This window comes from Methylobacterium sp. GXS13 (assembly GCF_001455965.1).
GTDB lineage: Bacteria > Pseudomonadota > Alphaproteobacteria > Rhizobiales > Beijerinckiaceae > Methylobacterium.
In genome coordinates this window covers 1-17,720 of the sequence record NZ_LKKO01000049.1, presented here as the reverse complement: position 1 = coordinate 17,720, position 17,720 = coordinate 1, and the positions used below count along the sequence as shown (strand labels likewise).

The window sequence follows — 17,720 nt, the reverse complement described above, 5'->3', positions numbered from 1 at the left end:
TCAACGGAAAGGGCCGCCCCGCGCGAGCGGGACCGCCCTTTCCATCAGTCAATTTTAAAGGAAGCTCAGCGCTGCAGCGAGGCCGTCTGCGGCGCGATGGTCGGCGGGGTCGCCTGAGCCACCGTCACAGCGCTGCGGGACGGAGTTGGTGTCCAGCCGGTGGCGCACTGGAGCGTCAGCGCGAGGCCCAGCGCGATGCAGAGCCCGTTAGCGGCAAGCCAGAAGGGACGCGCGGCCTGCCGGACGGCGGCCTGCAACTCCTCAGACGTCTTCGACACCGCTGCGGCGGCCCGATCCGAGATCGGCATCAGCCAGGGCTCGGTCGGTAGGGCTTGCGTACCGGCCATCTCGTGGGAGCCCGGCAGGTTTTGGAACAGTCCGTGCGGCATGTCCGTCCTCCAGATTCGTCCGTGATGTCCCGGCTTACCGGGCCATTCGTTCATCTGCAGTTAAGGGACGATTGTGGCTGATGCAAGGTCACGGCCCATGCCTCAGCGCTTTCCCGCGGTCCTGAAGCCCGGCTCCGCGCAGGCATGCGCAAAGCCAACCCTTTGCCGCAATTGCACTTTATCCGTCTGGGTCGCTTGCCCGGCATCAGCCGTCCATTCCGTTCGGCATGTTCCCTAGCGCACATGGCCGAGCTGCGGCGTTCCTGAACAGAGGCCTTTCCTGAACGGCGCCGTTCAGGAAAGGCCTCTGTTCAGCCGGCCCCGATCAGCCGGATCGCGGCATCGCGCTCGAACAGGTAGAGCAGCACCCGCAGGGCCTGTCCGCGCGGGCTCTTGAGGCCGGGATCGCGCTCGACGATCATCCTGGCATCGTCCCGGGCAGCCTCCAGCAGGTCGCCGTCGCTCTCGATCCGGGCCAGCCGGAACGCGGCGAGGCCCGACTGGCGGGTCCCGAGCACCTCGCCCTCGCCGCGCAGCTTCAGGTCCGCCTCGGCGATACGGAAGCCGTCTTCGCTGTCGCGCATCATCTCGAGCCGCGCCCGCGCGACCTGCCCGAGCGGCCCCCGGTAGAGCAGCAGGCACGAGGACGCCTTGGAGCCGCGTCCGACCCGGCCGCGGAGCTGGTGCAGCTGCGCCAGCCCGAAGCGCTCGGCATGCTCGATCACCATGATGGTCGCCTCGGGCACGTCGACGCCGACCTCGACCACCGTGGTCGAGACCAGAACCTTGGTCTCCCCGGCGGCGAACCGGGCCATGGCAGCATCCTTCTCGGGGCCCGGCATCTTGCCGTGGATCAGCCCGACGGCGTCGCCGAAATGCTGCTTCAGGTCGTCGAAGCGCTCGGCCGCGGCTGCGAGGTCGATGAACTCGGATTCCTCCACCAGCGGGCAGATCCAGTAGACCCGCTCGCCGCCGGCGATCGCCCGGGCGAGACCGGCCACCACCTCGTCGATCCGCTCGGTCGGCAGGGTGAGGGTGCGGATCGGCTGGCGGCCGGCGGGCTTCTCGTCGAGGATCGAGACGTCCATGTCGCCGAAGAAGGTCAGCGCCAGGGTGCTCGCGGTCGGCGTCGCGGTCATGACCAAGAAGTCCACGGCCTCGCCTTTGGCACCCAGCGCCAGGCGCTGGTGGACGCCGAACCGGTGCTGCTCGTCCACGACGGCGAGACCGAGGTCGCGAAACGTCACCGCCCCCTGGAACAGGGCATGGGTGCCAACCAGAATGTCGATCTCGCCTGCTGCGAGGGCGGCCAGCGTGCTCTTGCGCTCCGCGGCCCGGTCCCGGCCTGTCATTAGGCGCAAGCGCAGACCGCCGGCCAGGGGCTGCAGCCGCTCGAAATGCTGCCGCGCCAGGATCTCCGTTGGGGCCATCAGCGCGGCCTGCCGCCCGGCTTCGACGGCCGACGCCAGGGCGAGCAGGGCCACCGCGGTCTTGCCCGAGCCGACATCGCCCTGGAGCAGGCGCAGCATCCGGCGCGGGGCAGCGAGATCCGCGCGGATCTCCGCCACCGCACGGCCTTGCGCGCCGGTGAGCGCGAAGGGCAGGGCGGCCTGGATCCGGCCGCTCACGGCGCCGTCGCCGGCATTGACCCGGCCGGCCTTGCGCCGCTGGCGGGCGCGCATCAGGGCGAGCGCCAGCTGCGAGGCCAGCAGCTCGTCATAGGACAGGCGGCGCCGGGCCGGGGTGGCGCCGGGCGGCTGGAGCGGATCCTCGGATTTCGGGAGGGGCTCCTCGGGGCGGTGTTCGACCCGCAGGGCATCCGCGAAGGCGGGGAGGCGGTTCTTCTCCAGCCAGGCCGGGTCCTGCCATTCGGGCAGGGTCGGCAGCCCGTCGAGGGCCGCCACCGCCAGCTTGTTGATTGCCCGGGAGGTCAGCCCCTCGGTGGCGCCGTAGATGGGCTCGACCGCGGGCAGCTCGGCCAGCCCCGCCTCGTCCACGATCCGGGACGGGTGGACCATCTGGCGGGTGCCGTCCCACAGGTCGATCCGGCCGGTGATGTAGCGGTGGGCGCCCAGCGGCAGCATCTTCTCGACCCGGGCCCGGGGCATGCCGAAGAACACCAGGGAGATGTCGCCGGTGGTGTCCTCCACCAGCACCCGGTGCGGGCGCTTGCCCGATCCGATCTGGGCCGGGCGGTGCGCCACCACGGTGACCCCGACGGTCACCGGCTCGCCCACGGGCGCATCGCTGATCGAACCCATCAGCCGGCGCGGGACGCCGCCCTGGGGCAGGTGGAACAGCAGGTCCACCACCCGGGCCTCCCGCTCCGGGGTGCCGAGCAGCTTCTCGATCAGCGGCGCCATCTTGGGGCCGACGCCCGGCAGGGCGCGGGCCGGGGCGAACAGGGGATCGAGGATGCTCGGGCGCAGCAGCGGCGCGCGGACGCCCTCGCCCTCCGGCACCTCGGCGTCCGGGTCGTTTAAGGCCGCGTCCCGGAGGGCGGCGTCCTGAGTCGCGCGTGCATCTGTCATGGTGGCTCGGCGGACATCCTGCCGGAGCCGCCTTATCATCCGGTGCATCCCGGCGCGCCAGTGCGGCGCAAGGGACACGGGCACAGGGGACGGAGGCGACCGAGCGCATGGGCACGGATTTTCTGCCGGGCTTCGTCCGGCACCGGATCGAGACCGAGCCGGGCGTGACGATCCACGCCCGCTCCGGCGGCTCCGGGCCGCCGGTCCTGCTGCTGCACGGCCACCCGCAGACCCTGTCGACCTGGCTCCACGTTGCGCCGCGCCTGGCCGAAAGCCGCACGGTCGTGGCGATGGACCTGCGCGGCTACGGCGATTCGGACAAGCCCCCGGGCGGCGAGGCCCACGCCGCCTACGCCAAGCGCGCCATGGCGGCGGATGCGGTGGCGGTGATGCGCGCGCTGGGCCACGACCGGTTCGCGCTCGTCGGCCGCGGGCGCGGCGGCCGCGTCGCCCACCGCCTGGCCCTGGACCATCCGGAGCGGGTGGAGCGCCTCGCCCTATTCGACATCGCCCCCACGGCGACGATGTACGCCCGCACCGACAAGGCCTTCGCCACCCGGTACTTCTGGTGGTTCTTCTTCATCCAGCCGCATCCGCTTCCCGAAACGCTGATCGGCGCGGATCCGGAGTTCTTCCTGCGCCACCACGTCGAGGGCCAGTCCAAGACCCCGGGCTCGACCCCGCCGGACCTCTTCGCCGAGTATCTGCGCTGCTACAGCGACCCGGCCTGCCGCCACGCAATCTGCGAGGATTACCGGGCGGCGGCGGGCATCGACCTGGAGCACGACGCGGCCGACTCGGACGCGCGGATCACGGCGCCGCTGCTCGCCCTCTGGGGTGCGAAGGGCACGGTTGGCCAGACCTACGACGTGCTGGAGACCTGGCGCGAGAAGGCCACGGATGTTTCCGGCCAGGCGCTCGATTGCGGCCATACCCTCCAAGAGGAGCGACCGGAGGAGGTGTTCGCGGAGCTGTCGGCGTTCCTCGGGTGAAACGGCGCGTTCGGGCAGCGCTAAGGAGGCCGAGGTCCGAGGCCCCTTCATGCTTCGCTCCGGGCTGCGGCGCTGTGGCCTTCGCGGGTCGGGCTTGGCAGGGATACCGGAATGCTCAGATAGGAGCACGGGCCGCGTGGACGAATCGGCGCGGAAGCGGGTGAGACATCGTGCAGGGCAGCAGACCGGAGGGCGCGGCATTCGACGTCGCCGTGGTGGGCGCGGGGGCCGCGGGGCTGGCCGCCGCCTTGGCGAGCGCCCAGGCCGGCATCCGGACGGCTTTGGTCGGCCGCCACGCCCCCGTGGCGGACGGGCGGACGGTGGCGCTGCTCGATGGGTCGGTGCGCTTTCTAGAGGCCCTGGGCGCCTGGGAGGCGGTGGCGCCGCATGCGAGTCCGCTCTGCACCCTGCAGATCATCGACGACACCGGCAGCCTGTTCCGGCCGCCGCCCGTGCGCTTCCAGGCCGCCGAGATCGGGCTGGACGCCTTCGGCTGGAACGTCGAGAGCGCCCGCTTGGTCGAGAGCCTGCGTGTCGGCGCCCGCGCTCAGGCCAATCTGACCCTGGTCGAGGCGGATGCCGCCGGCGCCACCCCCGGCGAGGCTGTCGCGCAGCTGCGCTTGGCTGATGGCGGCGCGGTCGCGGCCCGTCTCGTGGTCGGCGCCGACGGGGCCAGCTCCCCGCTCAGGACCGCCAGCGCCGTGCGCGTGCGCGACTGGACCTATCCACAGAGCGCGATCACCACGATCCTGGCACATGACCGTCCGCACCGGGACGTCTCCACCGAGTTCCACACCCGCTCCGGCCCGTTCACCCTGGTGCCGCTGCCGGGCGGGCATCGCTCCAGCCTGGTCTGGGTCACCGGGGAGAGCGCGGCGCGGCGCCTCGCGGCTCTGGACGACGCCGCCCTGGGCCGGGCGGTGGAGCGGCAGGCCCGGGCCATGCTCGGCGCGATGCGAGTCGACGGCCCACGCGGCCTCGTACCGATGCGCGGCCTCTCCGTATCGAGCCCGGTTGCGCAGCGCCTGGCGCTCGTCGGCGAGGCGGCCCACGTCTTCCCACCGATCGGCGCGCAAGGGTTGAATCTCGGTCTGCGCGACGCCGCTGCCCTGCGCGACGTGCTGGTGGCCGCGTCCCGCGATGGCCGAGATCCCGGCGCCCGGCCGGTCCTTGACGGCTACGCCCGGAGCCGCCGCCTCGACGCAGCGGCCCGCACCGCTGCGGTGGATTTGCTCAACCGCAGCCTGCTGACCGACTTGCTGCCGGTCGACGCGCTCCGGGGACTCGGGCTGCTCGCCATGTCGCATCTCGGCCCGCTCCGGCGGGTGGTGATGCGCGAAGGCGTGCTGCCGCGGCTCGGCGCACCGGAATTGATGCGCGGGGCGCGCTGAGCGCGTTCTCTCGGTGGGGGCTGGGAGAGACGCTGTGGTGCGACGCGGGATCGGCTTCGACACGGAGCGCAGCGCAGCCGATCATTGGCAGGAGCAGGGCCGTCGAAGCCTGGAGGCGAGCCCCGGGTAAGGACTGAGGTCGGCAGCGGCGGAGATGACCGGGAAGGCGGCGGAGGGCGACACGTCGTCCCTGGGAGCGATCGCATCCTGTTTCGGGACTGGAGTGCCCTGTGCGCCGCGCTGACGCCGAAGCGCTACGAACGCCTGTGCCCCATTCGACAGACGCCCGAGACGGGAATTCGAGCCTTGGCCCGCGCGCTCGACCGCGACGTCAAGCGGGTCCACGGAGACCTGGTAGCCCTGGCCGAACTGGAGATCGTCGTGCGCGGCGCGAAGGGAAGCGTGTCGAGCGACAGCGACGAGATCACCTCAACGATCCGAATCGCAGCACAACATCGGCCTTCGGATCCCGGGCTCGATGGCGGGGATCCGTGTGCGCTCATCGCGAGGGGAGCCGCCAAGGCCTGCACCAAATCGGAACTCGCAGGATGCCCGAGGCCGCTTCGCTGCCCGCGCCCCGTCACCGTAACGGGGCTTCAGTCGGTGAGTGCCCTCAGAGGTCCGGCTGGGCGGCCACGTAGGCGCCGAGGCGGGTGGCGAGGTCCACCGGGCCGCCGGCCCGTGACTCGCCTGCGTCGCCGATCAGGAGAACCGGGATACCGCGGTCGCGCAGCTGGCAGCGCAGGCGGGCGGCGCGGCGGGCATAGGCAGGATCACGACGGGTAGGGGCCTGGAGCAGCACCGCCGCCGGGCGGGCGATCACGGCCAAAACATCGTCCGCCGCCTCCATCGAGGCGGTGACACTCGCGTAGCCGAGGTTGGCGAGCTCGCCCGAAAGGGACCGGTCCACGGCGCGAACACCGTCATCGACCACGAGCACTTGTTGCAGCGCACCCATAGGCTTGAGCGGTACCTCATGAAACGTGGCTTGGGAAGATAGCCAGAACCACAATCCGAAGCGAAACCCACGAAGGCGCGGATCGGATCCGTCCAGCCGTGTGCGGATGCGAGATTATCCTCCGTACCTGAGCGCGCGATGAACCGACGATCGTCCGCCGTTCAGACGGCCTCGATCCCGGTCGCGACACCGCCGAACAGGACCGGCCGGTAGCCAGAGTCCCGCCACGCCAGGACGTCCGGCTCCGGGACGCCGCTGCGGGGCAACGCCGCCGTGGCGCAGGCCAGTCCGCGATAGGCCAACGGGCCATCCCGGTCGTCGCCGAGGTCCAGGAACGCGAGATCGAGGAGCGCCCGGGGCAGGGGTGCCCGCTCCGGATCGGCCAGGGTCGCGGCGAGGTCGCGGCTGCCGAGACGGGTGAGGACCGCGTCCTCGTCGAAGACCAGCGAAGCGAGGCGGCGCGGGCCCGCCAATTCGGGGAGGGCGCTCGCGATCACGCGCGCGGGCGCCCGATGGACCACCTGGAGCGCCCGCACGGTCCAGGGAAGGGGCAGGGCGGCGAGCGCCGTCTCGACCAAGGCCGGGACCACGAGCCGGGTCGGCGCCGGCCGCATCAGGGCCGCGCGGAACCCCGCCTCGTCGAAGGGGATCACGGTCTCGAGACTGGCCCCGGCCGCGAGCGCCGCGCCGAGGCCGGTTACCAGGCCGCGCAGGTCATGGGCCGGCAGGAGCGTCAGGATCCGCTCCTCTGCCGTCACCGGGAGCGCGGCGAGATGGACATCGATCGCTGCCGAGAGCGCCGCCGCACTGCGGTAGACCGGACGGCTCGGATCCCCCGCCGCGAAGGTGACGAGGCCACGGCTTGCCACTGGCTCGACGACCCCGCGTTCCAGGGCCATCGCATCGAGGCTGATCACGCCGTCCGGGACGCTGGGACCGAAGGCCGCGAGATAGCGCAGGCCGAAATGGCCCATGGCCGCGCGGGCAAGGTCGTCCTCGGGGCGGCGGCCGCCGCGGCGGCCCTCCGTCAGCACCGCGACCAGGCCGGCGGACGCGATGCCGACCGAGAGCTGCTCGGAATCCCAGAGGGCGGGCATCGGGCAGGGGAGGTGGCCGGCTGCCTCGACAGCCAGGTGGGCGAGGGTCGATTCGGCGCCGCCGGAAAACCACAGGCCGACCCGGCTGCCGGCGGGCAGCCGCCACGCCCCGATCCCGCGGGCGAGGCGACCGATGATCTCGGCGGCCGCCGCGTAGGTCCAGGTGATCGGTGGGCGCCCGCACCAGGCCGCCCGGTCGCCCGAATCACGCAGCGCCGTGCGCTGCGGGCCGGTCTGGGCCGCCGCGAACAGGCTGGCCGACAAGCCGCCGGACCGCGCGGACGCATCCGGCGCGGCATCGGCCGTCCTCTCCGCCACCGCGAACGCGCTCAATCCGCCCCCCACCCGCACTGCAGATCCACCCGCATGGTCGGCCGACTATGGTTAACCCCCAGCTAAGACCCGTTCACTTGGGCGAGGCTGTCGTCACGCAGGGCGCGCCGGGGGCGCCGGCAACGTCGCGCTTGCAGCCGGGCAGGCAGGGGCCTATCGGGAGCCGGCTGCGGCACAGGGTGCCCCGATGGGCACGCAATGCCGCGGTGTCATGCCTTCGCCTCATTCGGAGGGGAGAGGCAGGCCGCCCGGTCGCCGGGGCAGGCGATGCGCGCATCCGGCGCCATCCTCGCCCGATGGTCGGACCGATTCATCCGGAGCCTCGGGAGGCACGCCACGGCGGCGCGTGCCCGGGCGGTCCGGCGGACCAGCCCGTCAGGCCGGCTCCGCAAGCCACATCACGTTTCTCCAAAGGGGTCAGAGCCGATGTCCTTCACCCGCCCCGCGACGCTGGCACGCGCCGCCCTCCTCGGCCTCGCGGGCCTCGGCCTTGCGGCCGCTCCGTCGCTGGCCCAGCCGAAGAAGCCCGCCGCCCCAGCGCCGACCGCTCCTGCTCCCGCCGCGCCGAGCACCCCGGCCGCCAACACGCCGGCCGGTGCCGCCGCGCAGACCGGCCCGCAGATCGTGACCGTGAAGTCCGAGCCGAGCCAGGCCGACTGGACGAAGGTTTGCGGCAAGGATCAGGGCTCCGGCACGGACATCTGCTACACCACCCGTGACTTCGTGTCCGACCAGGGCGAGCCCGTGCTGGCGGTGGCCGTCTACGATATGAAGAATGCCGCCCAGAAGCAGGAGGTGCGCGTGGTGCGCTACCTGCTGCCGCTCGGCCTGCCGCTGCAGCCGGGCATCCGCTTCAACGTCGACGGCCAGGCCGCCACCCCGGGCCGCTTCGCGGTCTGCTTCCCGAACGGCTGCTTCGCCGAGGCCGGCGGCGTCGATGCCGGCGTCATCGCCGCCATGAAGAAGGGCACGACCCTCAACGTCTCGGTCCAGAACCAGACCCAGCGCGAGGTCACCTTCGCGGTGCCGCTGACCGGCTTCGGCAAGGCCTTCGACGGCCCGGCCATCGACCCCAAGGTGCTTGAGGAGCAGCAGAAGAAGCTTCAGGCCGAGCTGGAGAAGCGCAGCGAGGATATGCGCAAGAAGCTCGAGCAGCAGGGCAGCGCCGCGCCGGCCGCCGGTGCTGCGGCTCCGGCAGCGAAGTAACGCCGCAGCGGACGTTATCAGGGGCCGGTCCGCAGGGGCCGGCCCCTTTTTCATGCGCGATGGCCGGAACCGCGCTGTGCGTTTCGGGGCTCCGCCCCGAGCTCAGCCGAAGGGATCGCCCTGTCGGACCCGGGCCTTGGCCTACCGGATCCCCCTGGGGCCCGGGCCGGGCAGGACGATCAGCACCCGGAGGTCATGATCGGGCACGTAGTCCTGCGCCTCCCAGCGGAACGTGGTCGGGCCGGTCTTGCGGATGCCCGAGCGGCAGAAGCTCACCACCGCCTCCGGGCTGCCCTTGTCCACGGTGAGGGTGAAGCGGCCGATCGGGGCGGCCCAGTTGCGCGCGGTGGTGACGATGTAGGGCACCACGAAGGCCCGCAGGTGGCCGCTCGCGTCGGGCGCCTGCGCGTGCAGACGCCGGATCGCCGCCAGCCCGGCCTCGTCCAGGCAGTAGGTCGCCCGGTAGGCGGCGCGGGCGGCCTCCTTGGGGTCGAGGACGTGGAAGCCGCTCACCGGCACGTAGCTGTGCGCGATCCGCACCTCCCGATCGGGCGGAAACGTCTGCAGCCAGTGGAACTTCGCTTCGAAGCGCTAGAGCCCCTCGGTCATGTCCGCGGCGTCCGGGAACAGCCCGGCCTGGACCAGCTCCGCCCAGTCCGGCTTGCCGATCCGCTTGGCCGCCGCCGCGATCTCCAAGACGCGCAGCGGGTTGAGCGGCAGGCCGTGGCGGCGCAGCAGGTCGGTGACCTCGCGCTCGCCCACGAAGGCGCGCTCTTCCAGGTCCGGCTGGACCGGGCTTCCGTCCACCGTGACGGTGAAGCCGACGAAATTCGCGTGCTCGACCTGCGGGAGCTTCGTGGCCGAGAAGCTCAAGCTCCGGCCGTCAATCGGTGGCAACGGAAAGGCGATCCGGACGGTGTGCGGCTCCGACGCCTGGTTGCGAAACTCATAGGATACGCGGATCCGGTCGAGGGCGATCGACAGGTCTTCGCTGGCCAGGGCGATGCCGGGTTCCGGCCTCAGGATCAGGCCGCCGGCATCGAGTTCGGCGGCTCTGTCATTGGCCCAGGCCGGCGCAATGAGGAGGCCAGCAGCGCCGCTGCGCGGGGACGGGAGATCACGACGGGACCTTCGAAGAATCGCGGCGACACCCGTCGCAGTATCGTCGCAGCATGGCCCGAGCGTGACCGGACTCTTCGAAGAGTTCAGTTCCGGACGCGGTCGCGCACGCGGTAGCCGCCGGCCGCGTCGCGCTCGAACATCTCGGCGATGCCGGCATGGCGCAGGGCCTCGCCGGACGTGTCGGGCAGGAGGTTCTGCTCGGACACGTAGGCGACGTACTCGGTCTCGGCGTTCTCGGCGAGCAGGTGGTAGAACGGCTGGTCCTTGCGCGGCCGGACCTCCTCGGGGATCGCCAGCCACCATTCCTCGGTGTTGTCGAAGACCGGGTCGACGTCGAACACAATGCCCCGGAACGGGTAGACCCGGTGGCGCACCACCGCGCCGATCGCGAACTTCGCGGTTCTGGTTGTTACGTCCGTCATGACTCTGTCCGTTCAGAGCGGACAGATAGGACCGATGCCGGGGCGTGTCACCGGGCCGGTGGGATGTACCGGTTTCCCAGGTGCGATTCGGCAGGTCCGGGGGCCGGGATGCCGAGCTCGGCCGCGATCGCCCGGGCCGTGGCCTCCCGCCGGGCGGTGATCCCGGCCGCCGCGGCGCGCGCCTGCGCGACGATGGCCGGCGGGGCGGTCCGCGGGGTGCCGCTGTCGAAGGGCGGCTCGGGGGCGTATTGCATGCCGAGCTGGATCAGCCGGGCGGCATCGTCGCCGCGCAATTCGGCCGCGAGCCGGAGCGCGCCGTCGATCCCCGCGGTGACCCCGGCCGCGAACAGCCAGGTGCGGCCGTCGGCATCGCGGTCGATCACCACCCGGGCGTCGACCGGTTCCGCCCCGAACCAGGGCAGCAGGTCGACCGCGTTCCAGTAGGTCGTGGCCCGCCGCCCGATCAGCAGCCCAGCCGCCCCGAGCAGCAGCGCGCCGGTGCAGACCGAAAAGACGTGAGAGGCGCCCGCAGCCTGGCTGCGGATCCAGCCGAGCACGGCGGCGTCGCGCATCAGAGCCTCCTGGCCCTGGCCGCCGGGGATGTGCAGCACGTCGAGCCGCGGCGCCTGCGCGAGGGCGGCGTCGGGGGTGATCCGCAGACCGCGCAGGTCGCGCACCGGCTCAGAGCTCGGCCCGTAGATCCGGTAGGTCGAATTGGGAATCCGCGACAGCACCGCGAACGGGCCGGTGAGGTCGATCTGGTCGAGTCCTTCGAACAGGAGCGAGCCGATCTGCAGAGGGGTTTCGGGGGGGATCATGCGGAGCCTCCGGGCTGGACAGGGAGACCTTACCGCGGCACGCTCTGGCCGAGATGCCAAACACCCCTCGTTTCTCGCCAGACGCATCCCGCCCGGTGGAGCTGCTGGCCTTCCCGGCGGTGCAGCTCCTCGACGTGGCCGGGCCGCTCCAGGTCTTCGCCACGGCGAATGACCTGAGCGGCGGGCTTGCGCCCTACGCGCCGCGGGTTATCGCGGCCGGCGACCGGGCGCTCACCGCCTCGGCCGGCCTGCGCCTGATGGCCGACCCGCTGCCGGAGCGCGACGCGCCGGTGGACACCCTGATCGTCGCCGGTGGCCCCGGGGTCACGGCGGCGTCGGCCGACCCGGCGCTGGTGGCCTGGGCGCGGGACCGGGCCGGGCGGGCGCGCCGGGTCGCCTCGGTCTGCACCGGGGCCTTTCTGCTCGGGGCCGCCGGGTTGTTGGACGGGCGACGGGCCGTGACCCATTGGAAGCATTGCGGCGCCCTGGCCCGGCGCTACCCGCTGGCCCGGGTCGAGCCCGACCCGATCTTCGTGCAGGACGGCCCGGTCTGGACCTCCGCGGGGGTCACCGCGGGGATCGACCTGGCGCTCGCCCTGGTCGAGGCCGATCTCGGCCGCGATCGCGCCCTGGCGGTGGCGCGCCACCTCGTGATGTTCCTCAAGCGCCCCGGCGGGCAGGCGCAGTTCAGCGCGGCTTTGGCCCTGCAGGCCGGGGAGAACCGCTTCGGGGCGCTCCACGCCTTCATCGCCGAGAACCTCTCCGGCGATCTCTCGCTCCCGGTCCTGGCGGAGGCCGCCGGGATGAGCGAACGCAGCCTGAGCCGGCACTATCGGGAGGCGACCGGCCTCACCCCGGCCAAGGCCGTGGAGCGCCTGCGGATCGAGGCGGCACGGCGGGCGCTGGCCGAAACCGCGCAGCCGGTGAAGCGCATCGCCCGGACCTGCGGCTTCGGCTCCGAGGAGACCCTGCGGCGCAGTTTTCTGCGCCACGTCGCGGCGACGCCGCAGGCGTATCGGGCGCGGTTCGGCGGGTGAGGGCGCACAGCGGATCGCCCGGTGGGCCGGCAGCCCAGATGGTCTCGCGCACGCCGTCGCGATCCTGGTGGAGGTCCGCGTTCAGGATGCGCAGCCGGGCAAAGCCGCGATGATCGCGGCGCGGGCCGCGGCGTAAGGGGTATCCCCATCCGTCGAGAGGATCGCGCCATCGACCGTCCCGACGGTCCGCGCCGCGCCGCGCCGCGCCACAGGCGACATCGACGCCGAAGCGGTCGATCGGATACGGGCGGCGGATGGCGCTCCTCCCCCCAGGCCCCATCCATGGGCGCGCGGTGCGGCCCATGCCGTCGTCACGCGCGACCGGACAGGTGCTCTTGCGACGTCCTTGTGCCAGAGGGAGGAGGGTCGGCGCGCGTCGGCTCGGCGGCGGGCTGTTCCTGAGCGGCGCGTGCCGCCCCGGCCTTTCCCTCGGCCCACGAAAAACCCCGCGTTCCATAAGAAACGCGGGGCGGAAAGACTGCACGCATGTCAGAGCGCGGGGCTCCCGGATCGCCCGGTTTCCCCGCTTGTCCGGCTCAGGCAGGGTTACTTGCCGCTGGGGGCCGCGCCGCTGCCGGTGGCGCCGTTTCCGGTGCTGTTGCTGCCGGCGGGCGAGCCGGACGTCGAGGTGTCGCCGTTGGGCGTGCTCTGAGCGGCCGCCATCCCGGCGCTGCCGGCGACGAGCGCGAGGGCGAGAAGCGTGGTCTGCAGGGTACGGCTGGTCATGGTTGCCTCGAGTCCCGAAGGGCCGGCCCCAGCCGGCATGATCTGAACAACGGCCGGGGCGTCGGGGCTGTTCCCCCGGGCCTCCGCCACGGCCGCATACCGGCAGCGCGGCACCCCGGGCTCGGGCGTGGAGCGGGCAGCCGGCGTGTTCGGCTCGAGAACGCCGCGGATTTCGGGTCGGTGCCACCCACCCGCGTGACTGAGGCGGGCGGCCGATGCACCGCATGAGCGTCATCGCGCATGGCGGTTGCCGACCTGCGGGAGGATGCACAAACCGACAACGCCCCGGGAGCGCAGGCTCCCGGGGCGTTGTCGCAGGTCGGAGGGACGCCCGGCGCGCGGCCGGGCGGTCCTGGTCTTAGTAGTCTTAGTACGAGCCGAACTTGTAGTTCAGGCCGGCGCGGACCACGGCGAACTCGTCGTCGCGGCGACCGATGTTGTTGGAGACCAGCGGGACGTTGTTGGCGGCGTTGATCACGAACGCACCCTGGTTGCGGGTGTTGCGATCGAGATTGACGTACAGGCCTTCGACCTTGACCGTCACGGCGCTCGACCGGAAGAAGTTCAGGAACGAGTCGACCGGGAGGGCGTATTCCATGCCGCCGCCGACGGTCCAGCCGGTGCGGAAGCTGTCGTTGCCGGCGAAGCCGCCGAAGGAGCGGTCAGCGCTGCCCGAGCCGTAGGCGAAGCCGCCGGTGCCGTACACGAGGACCCGGTCGAAGGCGTAGCCGAGGCGGCCGCGCACGGTGCCGAAGAAGTCGAGGCTCGACAGGCCGCGCGGGTCGGTCAGGTAGACGCCCTGGGCCAGCGGGCCGACGACGAGGGCGTTGTTCCGGCTGCGGCCGAAATCGAGGTACTGGGCATCGGCCTCGATGCCGACGACCACGCCCGAACCCGGGGTGAACTGGAAGTTATAGCCGACCTGGCCACCGCCGGAGAAACCTTCCTGGTTCCGCTGGCTGAAATAGGCCGTGGTGCCGTTGCCGTACGGGGCCGGGACGGCGAAGCTCGAGGTGCTGTTGCTGCTGGCGTCGAAGGCGTAGCCGGCGTTGATACCGAAATAGGCGCCGGTCCAGGTGAACACGGGCACCGGGGTGAAGATCGGCGGCGGGGCGGCGCGACGCGGCAGGTCGGCGGCCGAGGCTGCGGCGGTGAGGGCAGTAAAGGCGGCCAACGAGGCCAGAAGCGTCTTCATGACTGGTCTTTCCCCAGCGAATGTTCCTATCGAGCGGGAAATTACCCGGTTTTCCACACTCAAGCTGTATCGCGGCTGCCACAGGTGTGGCGGAAGGCGGAGTCCGCGCGATCCGGACTCCGGCCTTGAACCATCCCGCCGCCGGCTCGTTGGCGCCCCACGGTAGCGGAGGCCCACCATGACCAAGCTGTTCATCGCCCAGATCCGCGATGGGGACGGAGACAAGCCGCTCGTGACGGTGCGGGCCGAGGCCGAGGGCGAGGCGCGCCTGTTCCTGGCGGCCGCCTATCCGGATGCGGAGATCGCCAGCGTCACGGAACCCAGCGACTGGACCAGCGATGCCGATACCGGCACCCGGGCCGGCGACATCCGCGAGCATCCCGGCGCCACCTGGCAGCCGCCCTCCAGCCTGGCGGATTGATTAGACTTGCAGCGATGATGTTCATCGGCCGTCAGCCCGCATCATTGAGGCTGGCGCGCGCCGGCCACGTGGATGCCGGTTCGGCGCGCGCGAGCGCGAAGACTCGAAGGCCCGGAGCCGTGATGTCCGGCGACCCCACCCCCCGGCTGCTCGCAGCCGCGGCCGCCCTGACCGGCGCCGCCTTCCTGATGGTTCGCACGGAACCGTCCTGGACGGGCGTTCTCGTCGGTCTGGCCTGTCTCGCCCTCTGGGCACTGGGCACCTTGGCCGCCAAGCCCGGCAGGCCCCTCGTTCTGGACACGCCATCGCGCCCAACGGTGCTGGAGGCGGTCATCGTCGAGACGCCCCGGGCCAAGCCGGACCTGCTGCTGCCGCCCCCCGTGCGTCCGACACGCCTCCCGGAGGTGCCGACCTATCGCCAGCGGACGGTGATGCAGCGCGGGCGTCGGTAGGCCGGGCGCCGCAGACCGCGCAGCCTCGGCTCCCGACGGCGGCGTTTCGGCGGCGCATCGCACCGGGCCGGGCGCAGGCCCGCCCACCGCGGAAAGAGCCTGCGACGCGAGCTTCTGCCGCAGCGCCGATCCCGGACGATCCGCGTTGCCCGCAGCCCAACAAGGAGACCGGCATGGCCGACAAGGCTGACGTGACGACCTACACCATCAAGCAGGCCCTGGCCGCCAAGGTCGAGGACCATATCGAGATCGCGGTGGAGACCGAGGACGGCACCACGCTGAAGCTCAAGGCGACGGCCGATCAGCTCGACGCCCTGGTCGGTGATCTGGAGACCATCCTGGACGCGGACGATTCGGACGAGGAAGCCGCCTAAAGGGGGCTCGGGGCCGCCGTCCGGACGCGCTCGGGCCGGCGGCCCTTCCCTGAACGTGCGGGGCCTACCGCTTCGCCTCGAGCGCCTGCGCCTCGATCAGCGGGATCAGCGGCTCCAGGTCGATGATCGGGCCGCCATAATCGAAGAGGTCGCTCTCGCCGGGCTGCAGCATCTCCCCCTCGTCCTCGTCCCGCCGCCCGAACGGCAGCAGGGAGGAGAGCATCCCGAGGCACAGGGCTCCGGCAATGAGGGCAACCAGGATCGCGACACTCATGGCGGAACACTTGGACGCGGCAGGCGAGCGGAATCAAGCCGCATCAAGATTAAGACGAAGTTCCTCGGGCACGCAACGCGAAAGGGAATCCGGTCACGGTCGCGCCGGGACCTTGTCCTGCTGATGCTCGACCTCGTCGCGCACGCCATGACCGGCCATCAGGATCTCGGTCATGAACGCCCCGACCGCCGCGACGGTACAGACCAGGGCGAGACCGAAGCAGGCGAACAGGATCGAGGCGGTCGCCGCATCGCGCAGCGCCCCGACGAACAGGGTCAGCACGGCCATCCCGATCAGGCAGGCGCCGAGCGAGGCCAGGACGACCGCCACGTCGAGCATGAAGGAGCGTCGCCGCAGGAAGGTCAGCCGGCGGGACAGGCGCGCGGCCTCCGCATCGGTCACCCGGGCGATCTCCCCCGAGAGGGTATCGACCTTGTCGGAGATCCGGCCGAGGCGGGTGGAGAACACGTTGAGCAGGGTCGCCAGCGCCGACAGCAGGAAAGCCGGCGCGAGCGCCACCTGAATGATGTGGGCGATGCTGTCGGGCTCGGTGGAGGTCAGGGAGAAGCCGAACACGGGCACGCTACGCTCGCGGGTGCGGCGCGGGCGGCCGGCCCTGGGGTTTGCCCGGCACGACGGCAGATGATCTCGGACACGGCATGCCGGGAGGCTCACCACAGGAGGCCGGCCGAATGCAACCCGGCGCCGCGCTGCTCTGACCGTCCCGCCCGCATGCACGGCAGGAGAGCGGATGGTCACGGGGGGTCGATGCCGGGGCGCGCCGGGCAGGGGACGTTAATTAATCTTAACCCCCATCAACAGTCGCGGATGGGCTTGCGGGCCGTCCGTCCCTCGGATCTAACGGAGGATGAAGCTTCCTGGTTGGTCCTGGGAATGTTCTCGAGCAAACTAAAGCCCCGTCAGCCTTCGTGCGGCGGGGTTTTTTGCTGCCGGACACGTTGAGATACAAATCTCCGGGCTGAAATCAGCCCCGTAGGCGCGGGATGTGCTCCACCGCACGCCTCTGCATACCACCCGGGGGCCTTGTCCGCCCTGTTGCACCGCTGCACTATCGCGCCGGGTCGTCCTGTCATCTCTATTGCCGGGTACACATCCCGCCCAACGGGAGACAGAGGACCAGATGATCAAGAAGCTTCTTCTCGCGAGCGCCGCCACGGCCCTCCTGACCGGCGCCGCCTCGGCCGCCGACCTGCCGCGCCGCGCCGCCCCGCCGCCCGTCTTCACCCCGGTGCCCGTGTTCACCTGGACCGGCGCCTACTTCGGTATCAACGCCGGCTACGCCTTCGACGCCAGCAGCCGCTCGAACAGCTCGGTCTTCGGCGTCCCCGCCGCCTTCGCCGCCGCCGGCACCACCGCCACCTTCCGCGACCGCAGCCAGGACGGCTTCTCCGGCGGCGCCCAGGTCGGCTACAACTACCAGTTCACCCCGGGCTCGGGCGTGGTCGTCGGCATCGAGGCCGACGCCCAGTACCTCGACTTCGGCCGCAACCGGAACAACGCCTTCATCAGCGGCGCCGTGGCCCCGGGCTACTACGTCACCGACCCGCGCGGCCTGTCGAGCCTCGACTACTTCGGCACCGTGCGCGGCCGCCTCGGCTACGCCTTCGACCGCACCCTCGTGTACGGCACCGGCGGCTTCGCCTACGGCTCGGGCAGCGCCGACCGCTCCTTCGGCGGCTACGCCGGCAACGACAGCTTCCGCACCGGCTACGCCGTCGGCGGTGGCGTCGAGTTCGCCCTCCCGACCGAGTCGTTCCTGAACTTCTTCCGCTCGTCGGCCGTGACGTTCAAGATCGAAGGCCTGTACGTCAACCTGGAGCGCGGCAACCGCAACCAGGGCGCCCTCGTCGTCAACGCCGCCAACCTCGTCCCGGTCGCCTACAGCGCCATCGGTCGCCGCGACGACGAGTTCGCCGTCGTCCGCGCCGGCCTGAACTACAAGTTCGGCTCGTACTAAGACC

Annotated in this window: 18 protein-coding genes and 1 pseudogene; 8 read left to right on the top strand and 11 right to left on the bottom strand. The window is 71.6% G+C overall.

Features of this window, described 5'->3' with window-relative positions:
• Positions 1 to 65: 65 nt before the first annotated feature.
• Both AO398_RS18370 and recG read right to left on the bottom strand, forming a co-directional pair.
• Complete coding sequence (locus AO398_RS18370; protein WP_058193557.1) at positions 66 to 389, bottom strand: hypothetical protein; 324 nt, start codon at positions 387 to 389, stop codon at positions 66 to 68.
• Between the two features lie 311 nt (positions 390 to 700).
• A complete protein-coding gene (recG, locus tag AO398_RS18365; RefSeq protein WP_244498818.1) occupies positions 701 to 2,920 on the bottom strand; it encodes an ATP-dependent DNA helicase RecG in 2,220 nt (739 codons plus the stop codon).
• A gap of 107 nt (positions 2,921 to 3,027) precedes the next feature.
• Here recG and AO398_RS18360 point away from each other — a divergent pair, with 107 nt between their 5' ends.
• Together AO398_RS18360 and AO398_RS18355 are read left to right on the top strand one after the other, a co-directional pair.
• Positions 3,028 to 3,912: an alpha/beta hydrolase gene (locus tag AO398_RS18360; RefSeq protein WP_058193556.1), complete on the top strand. Its 885-nt coding sequence runs from the start codon at positions 3,028 to 3,030 to the stop codon at positions 3,910 to 3,912.
• A gap of 170 nt (positions 3,913 to 4,082) precedes the next feature.
• Positions 4,083 to 5,303, top strand: a complete 1,221-nt coding sequence (locus tag AO398_RS18355; RefSeq protein ID WP_082643336.1) for a UbiH/UbiF family hydroxylase — start codon at positions 4,083 to 4,085, stop codon at positions 5,301 to 5,303.
• Positions 5,304 to 5,916: 613 nt separating this feature from the next.
• Here AO398_RS18355 and AO398_RS18350 read toward each other — a convergent pair.
• Positions 5,917 to 6,261: a hypothetical protein gene (locus AO398_RS18350; protein WP_058193554.1), complete on the bottom strand. Its 345-nt coding sequence runs from the start codon at positions 6,259 to 6,261 to the stop codon at positions 5,917 to 5,919.
• Positions 6,262 to 6,422: 161 nt separating this feature from the next.
• A complete protein-coding gene (locus tag AO398_RS18345) occupies positions 6,423 to 7,676 on the bottom strand; it encodes an AMP-binding protein (protein WP_058193579.1) in 1,254 nt (417 codons plus the stop codon).
• 441 nt (positions 7,677 to 8,117) lie between these two features.
• Between AO398_RS18345 and AO398_RS18340 the strand changes: the two genes are divergently transcribed.
• Positions 8,118 to 8,897: an invasion associated locus B family protein gene (locus AO398_RS18340; protein ID WP_058193553.1), complete on the top strand. Its 780-nt coding sequence runs from the start codon at positions 8,118 to 8,120 to the stop codon at positions 8,895 to 8,897.
• 141 nt (positions 8,898 to 9,038) lie between these two features.
• Here the strand turns inward: AO398_RS18340 and AO398_RS29085 are convergent.
• The 3 genes and pseudogenes from AO398_RS29085 to AO398_RS18320 form a co-directional block, all read right to left on the bottom strand.
• Positions 9,039 to 9,977: pseudogene (locus AO398_RS29085) on the bottom strand (DUF4424 domain-containing protein).
• 125 nt (positions 9,978 to 10,102) lie between these two features.
• Positions 10,103 to 10,441, bottom strand: coding sequence for a heat shock protein HspQ (hspQ, locus tag AO398_RS18325; protein ID WP_058193551.1), 339 nt, complete (start codon positions 10,439 to 10,441; stop codon positions 10,103 to 10,105).
• A gap of 47 nt (positions 10,442 to 10,488) precedes the next feature.
• Complete coding sequence (locus tag AO398_RS18320; protein WP_058193550.1) at positions 10,489 to 11,259, bottom strand: DJ-1/PfpI family protein; 771 nt, start codon at positions 11,257 to 11,259, stop codon at positions 10,489 to 10,491.
• A gap of 53 nt (positions 11,260 to 11,312) precedes the next feature.
• On the opposite strand from AO398_RS18320, the gene AO398_RS18315 reads away from it, so the two are divergent.
• Positions 11,313 to 12,296 carry a helix-turn-helix domain-containing protein gene (locus tag AO398_RS18315; RefSeq protein ID WP_082643332.1) on the top strand — a complete coding sequence of 328 codons (984 nt, stop codon included), beginning with the start codon at positions 11,313 to 11,315 and terminating at the stop codon, positions 12,294 to 12,296.
• 546 nt (positions 12,297 to 12,842) lie between these two features.
• On the opposite strand, the gene AO398_RS18310 is transcribed toward AO398_RS18315, so the two are convergent.
• Complete coding sequence (locus tag AO398_RS18310) at positions 12,843 to 13,022, bottom strand: hypothetical protein (protein ID WP_058193577.1); 180 nt, start codon at positions 13,020 to 13,022, stop codon at positions 12,843 to 12,845.
• A gap of 367 nt (positions 13,023 to 13,389) precedes the next feature.
• The gene (locus AO398_RS18305; protein WP_058193548.1) at positions 13,390 to 14,217 is read right to left on the bottom strand and encodes a porin family protein; all 828 of its coding nucleotides are present in this window, start codon (positions 14,215 to 14,217) and stop codon (positions 13,390 to 13,392) included.
• Between the two features lie 178 nt (positions 14,218 to 14,395).
• Here AO398_RS18305 and AO398_RS18300 point away from each other — a divergent pair, with 178 nt between their 5' ends.
• The 3 genes from AO398_RS18300 to AO398_RS18290 all read left to right on the top strand — a co-directional run bounded on the left by AO398_RS18300 (position 14,396) and on the right by AO398_RS18290 (position 15,464).
• Positions 14,396 to 14,638 (top strand): hypothetical protein, encoded by a 243-nt coding sequence (locus AO398_RS18300; RefSeq protein WP_058193547.1) that lies wholly within the window; start codon positions 14,396 to 14,398, stop codon positions 14,636 to 14,638.
• Positions 14,639 to 14,760: 122 nt separating this feature from the next.
• Positions 14,761 to 15,090, top strand: coding sequence for an energy transducer TonB (locus AO398_RS18295; protein WP_201025792.1), 330 nt, complete (start codon positions 14,761 to 14,763; stop codon positions 15,088 to 15,090).
• A gap of 173 nt (positions 15,091 to 15,263) precedes the next feature.
• Entirely contained in the window at positions 15,264 to 15,464 is a 201-nt protein-coding gene (locus tag AO398_RS18290) for a hypothetical protein (RefSeq protein WP_058193545.1), read from the top strand.
• A gap of 64 nt (positions 15,465 to 15,528) precedes the next feature.
• On the opposite strand, the gene AO398_RS18285 is transcribed toward AO398_RS18290, so the two are convergent.
• Positions 15,529 to 15,738 carry a hypothetical protein gene (locus AO398_RS18285; protein ID WP_058193544.1) on the bottom strand — a complete coding sequence of 70 codons (210 nt, stop codon included), beginning with the start codon at positions 15,736 to 15,738 and terminating at the stop codon, positions 15,529 to 15,531.
• Between the two features lie 93 nt (positions 15,739 to 15,831).
• Positions 15,832 to 16,314, bottom strand: coding sequence for a DUF2721 domain-containing protein (locus tag AO398_RS18280; RefSeq protein WP_058193543.1), 483 nt, complete (start codon positions 16,312 to 16,314; stop codon positions 15,832 to 15,834).
• 565 nt (positions 16,315 to 16,879) lie between these two features.
• Between AO398_RS18280 and AO398_RS18275 the strand changes: the two genes are divergently transcribed.
• The gene (locus AO398_RS18275; protein WP_082643207.1) at positions 16,880 to 17,716 is read left to right on the top strand and encodes a porin family protein; all 837 of its coding nucleotides are present in this window, start codon (positions 16,880 to 16,882) and stop codon (positions 17,714 to 17,716) included.
• Positions 17,717 to 17,720 lie beyond the last annotated feature (4 nt).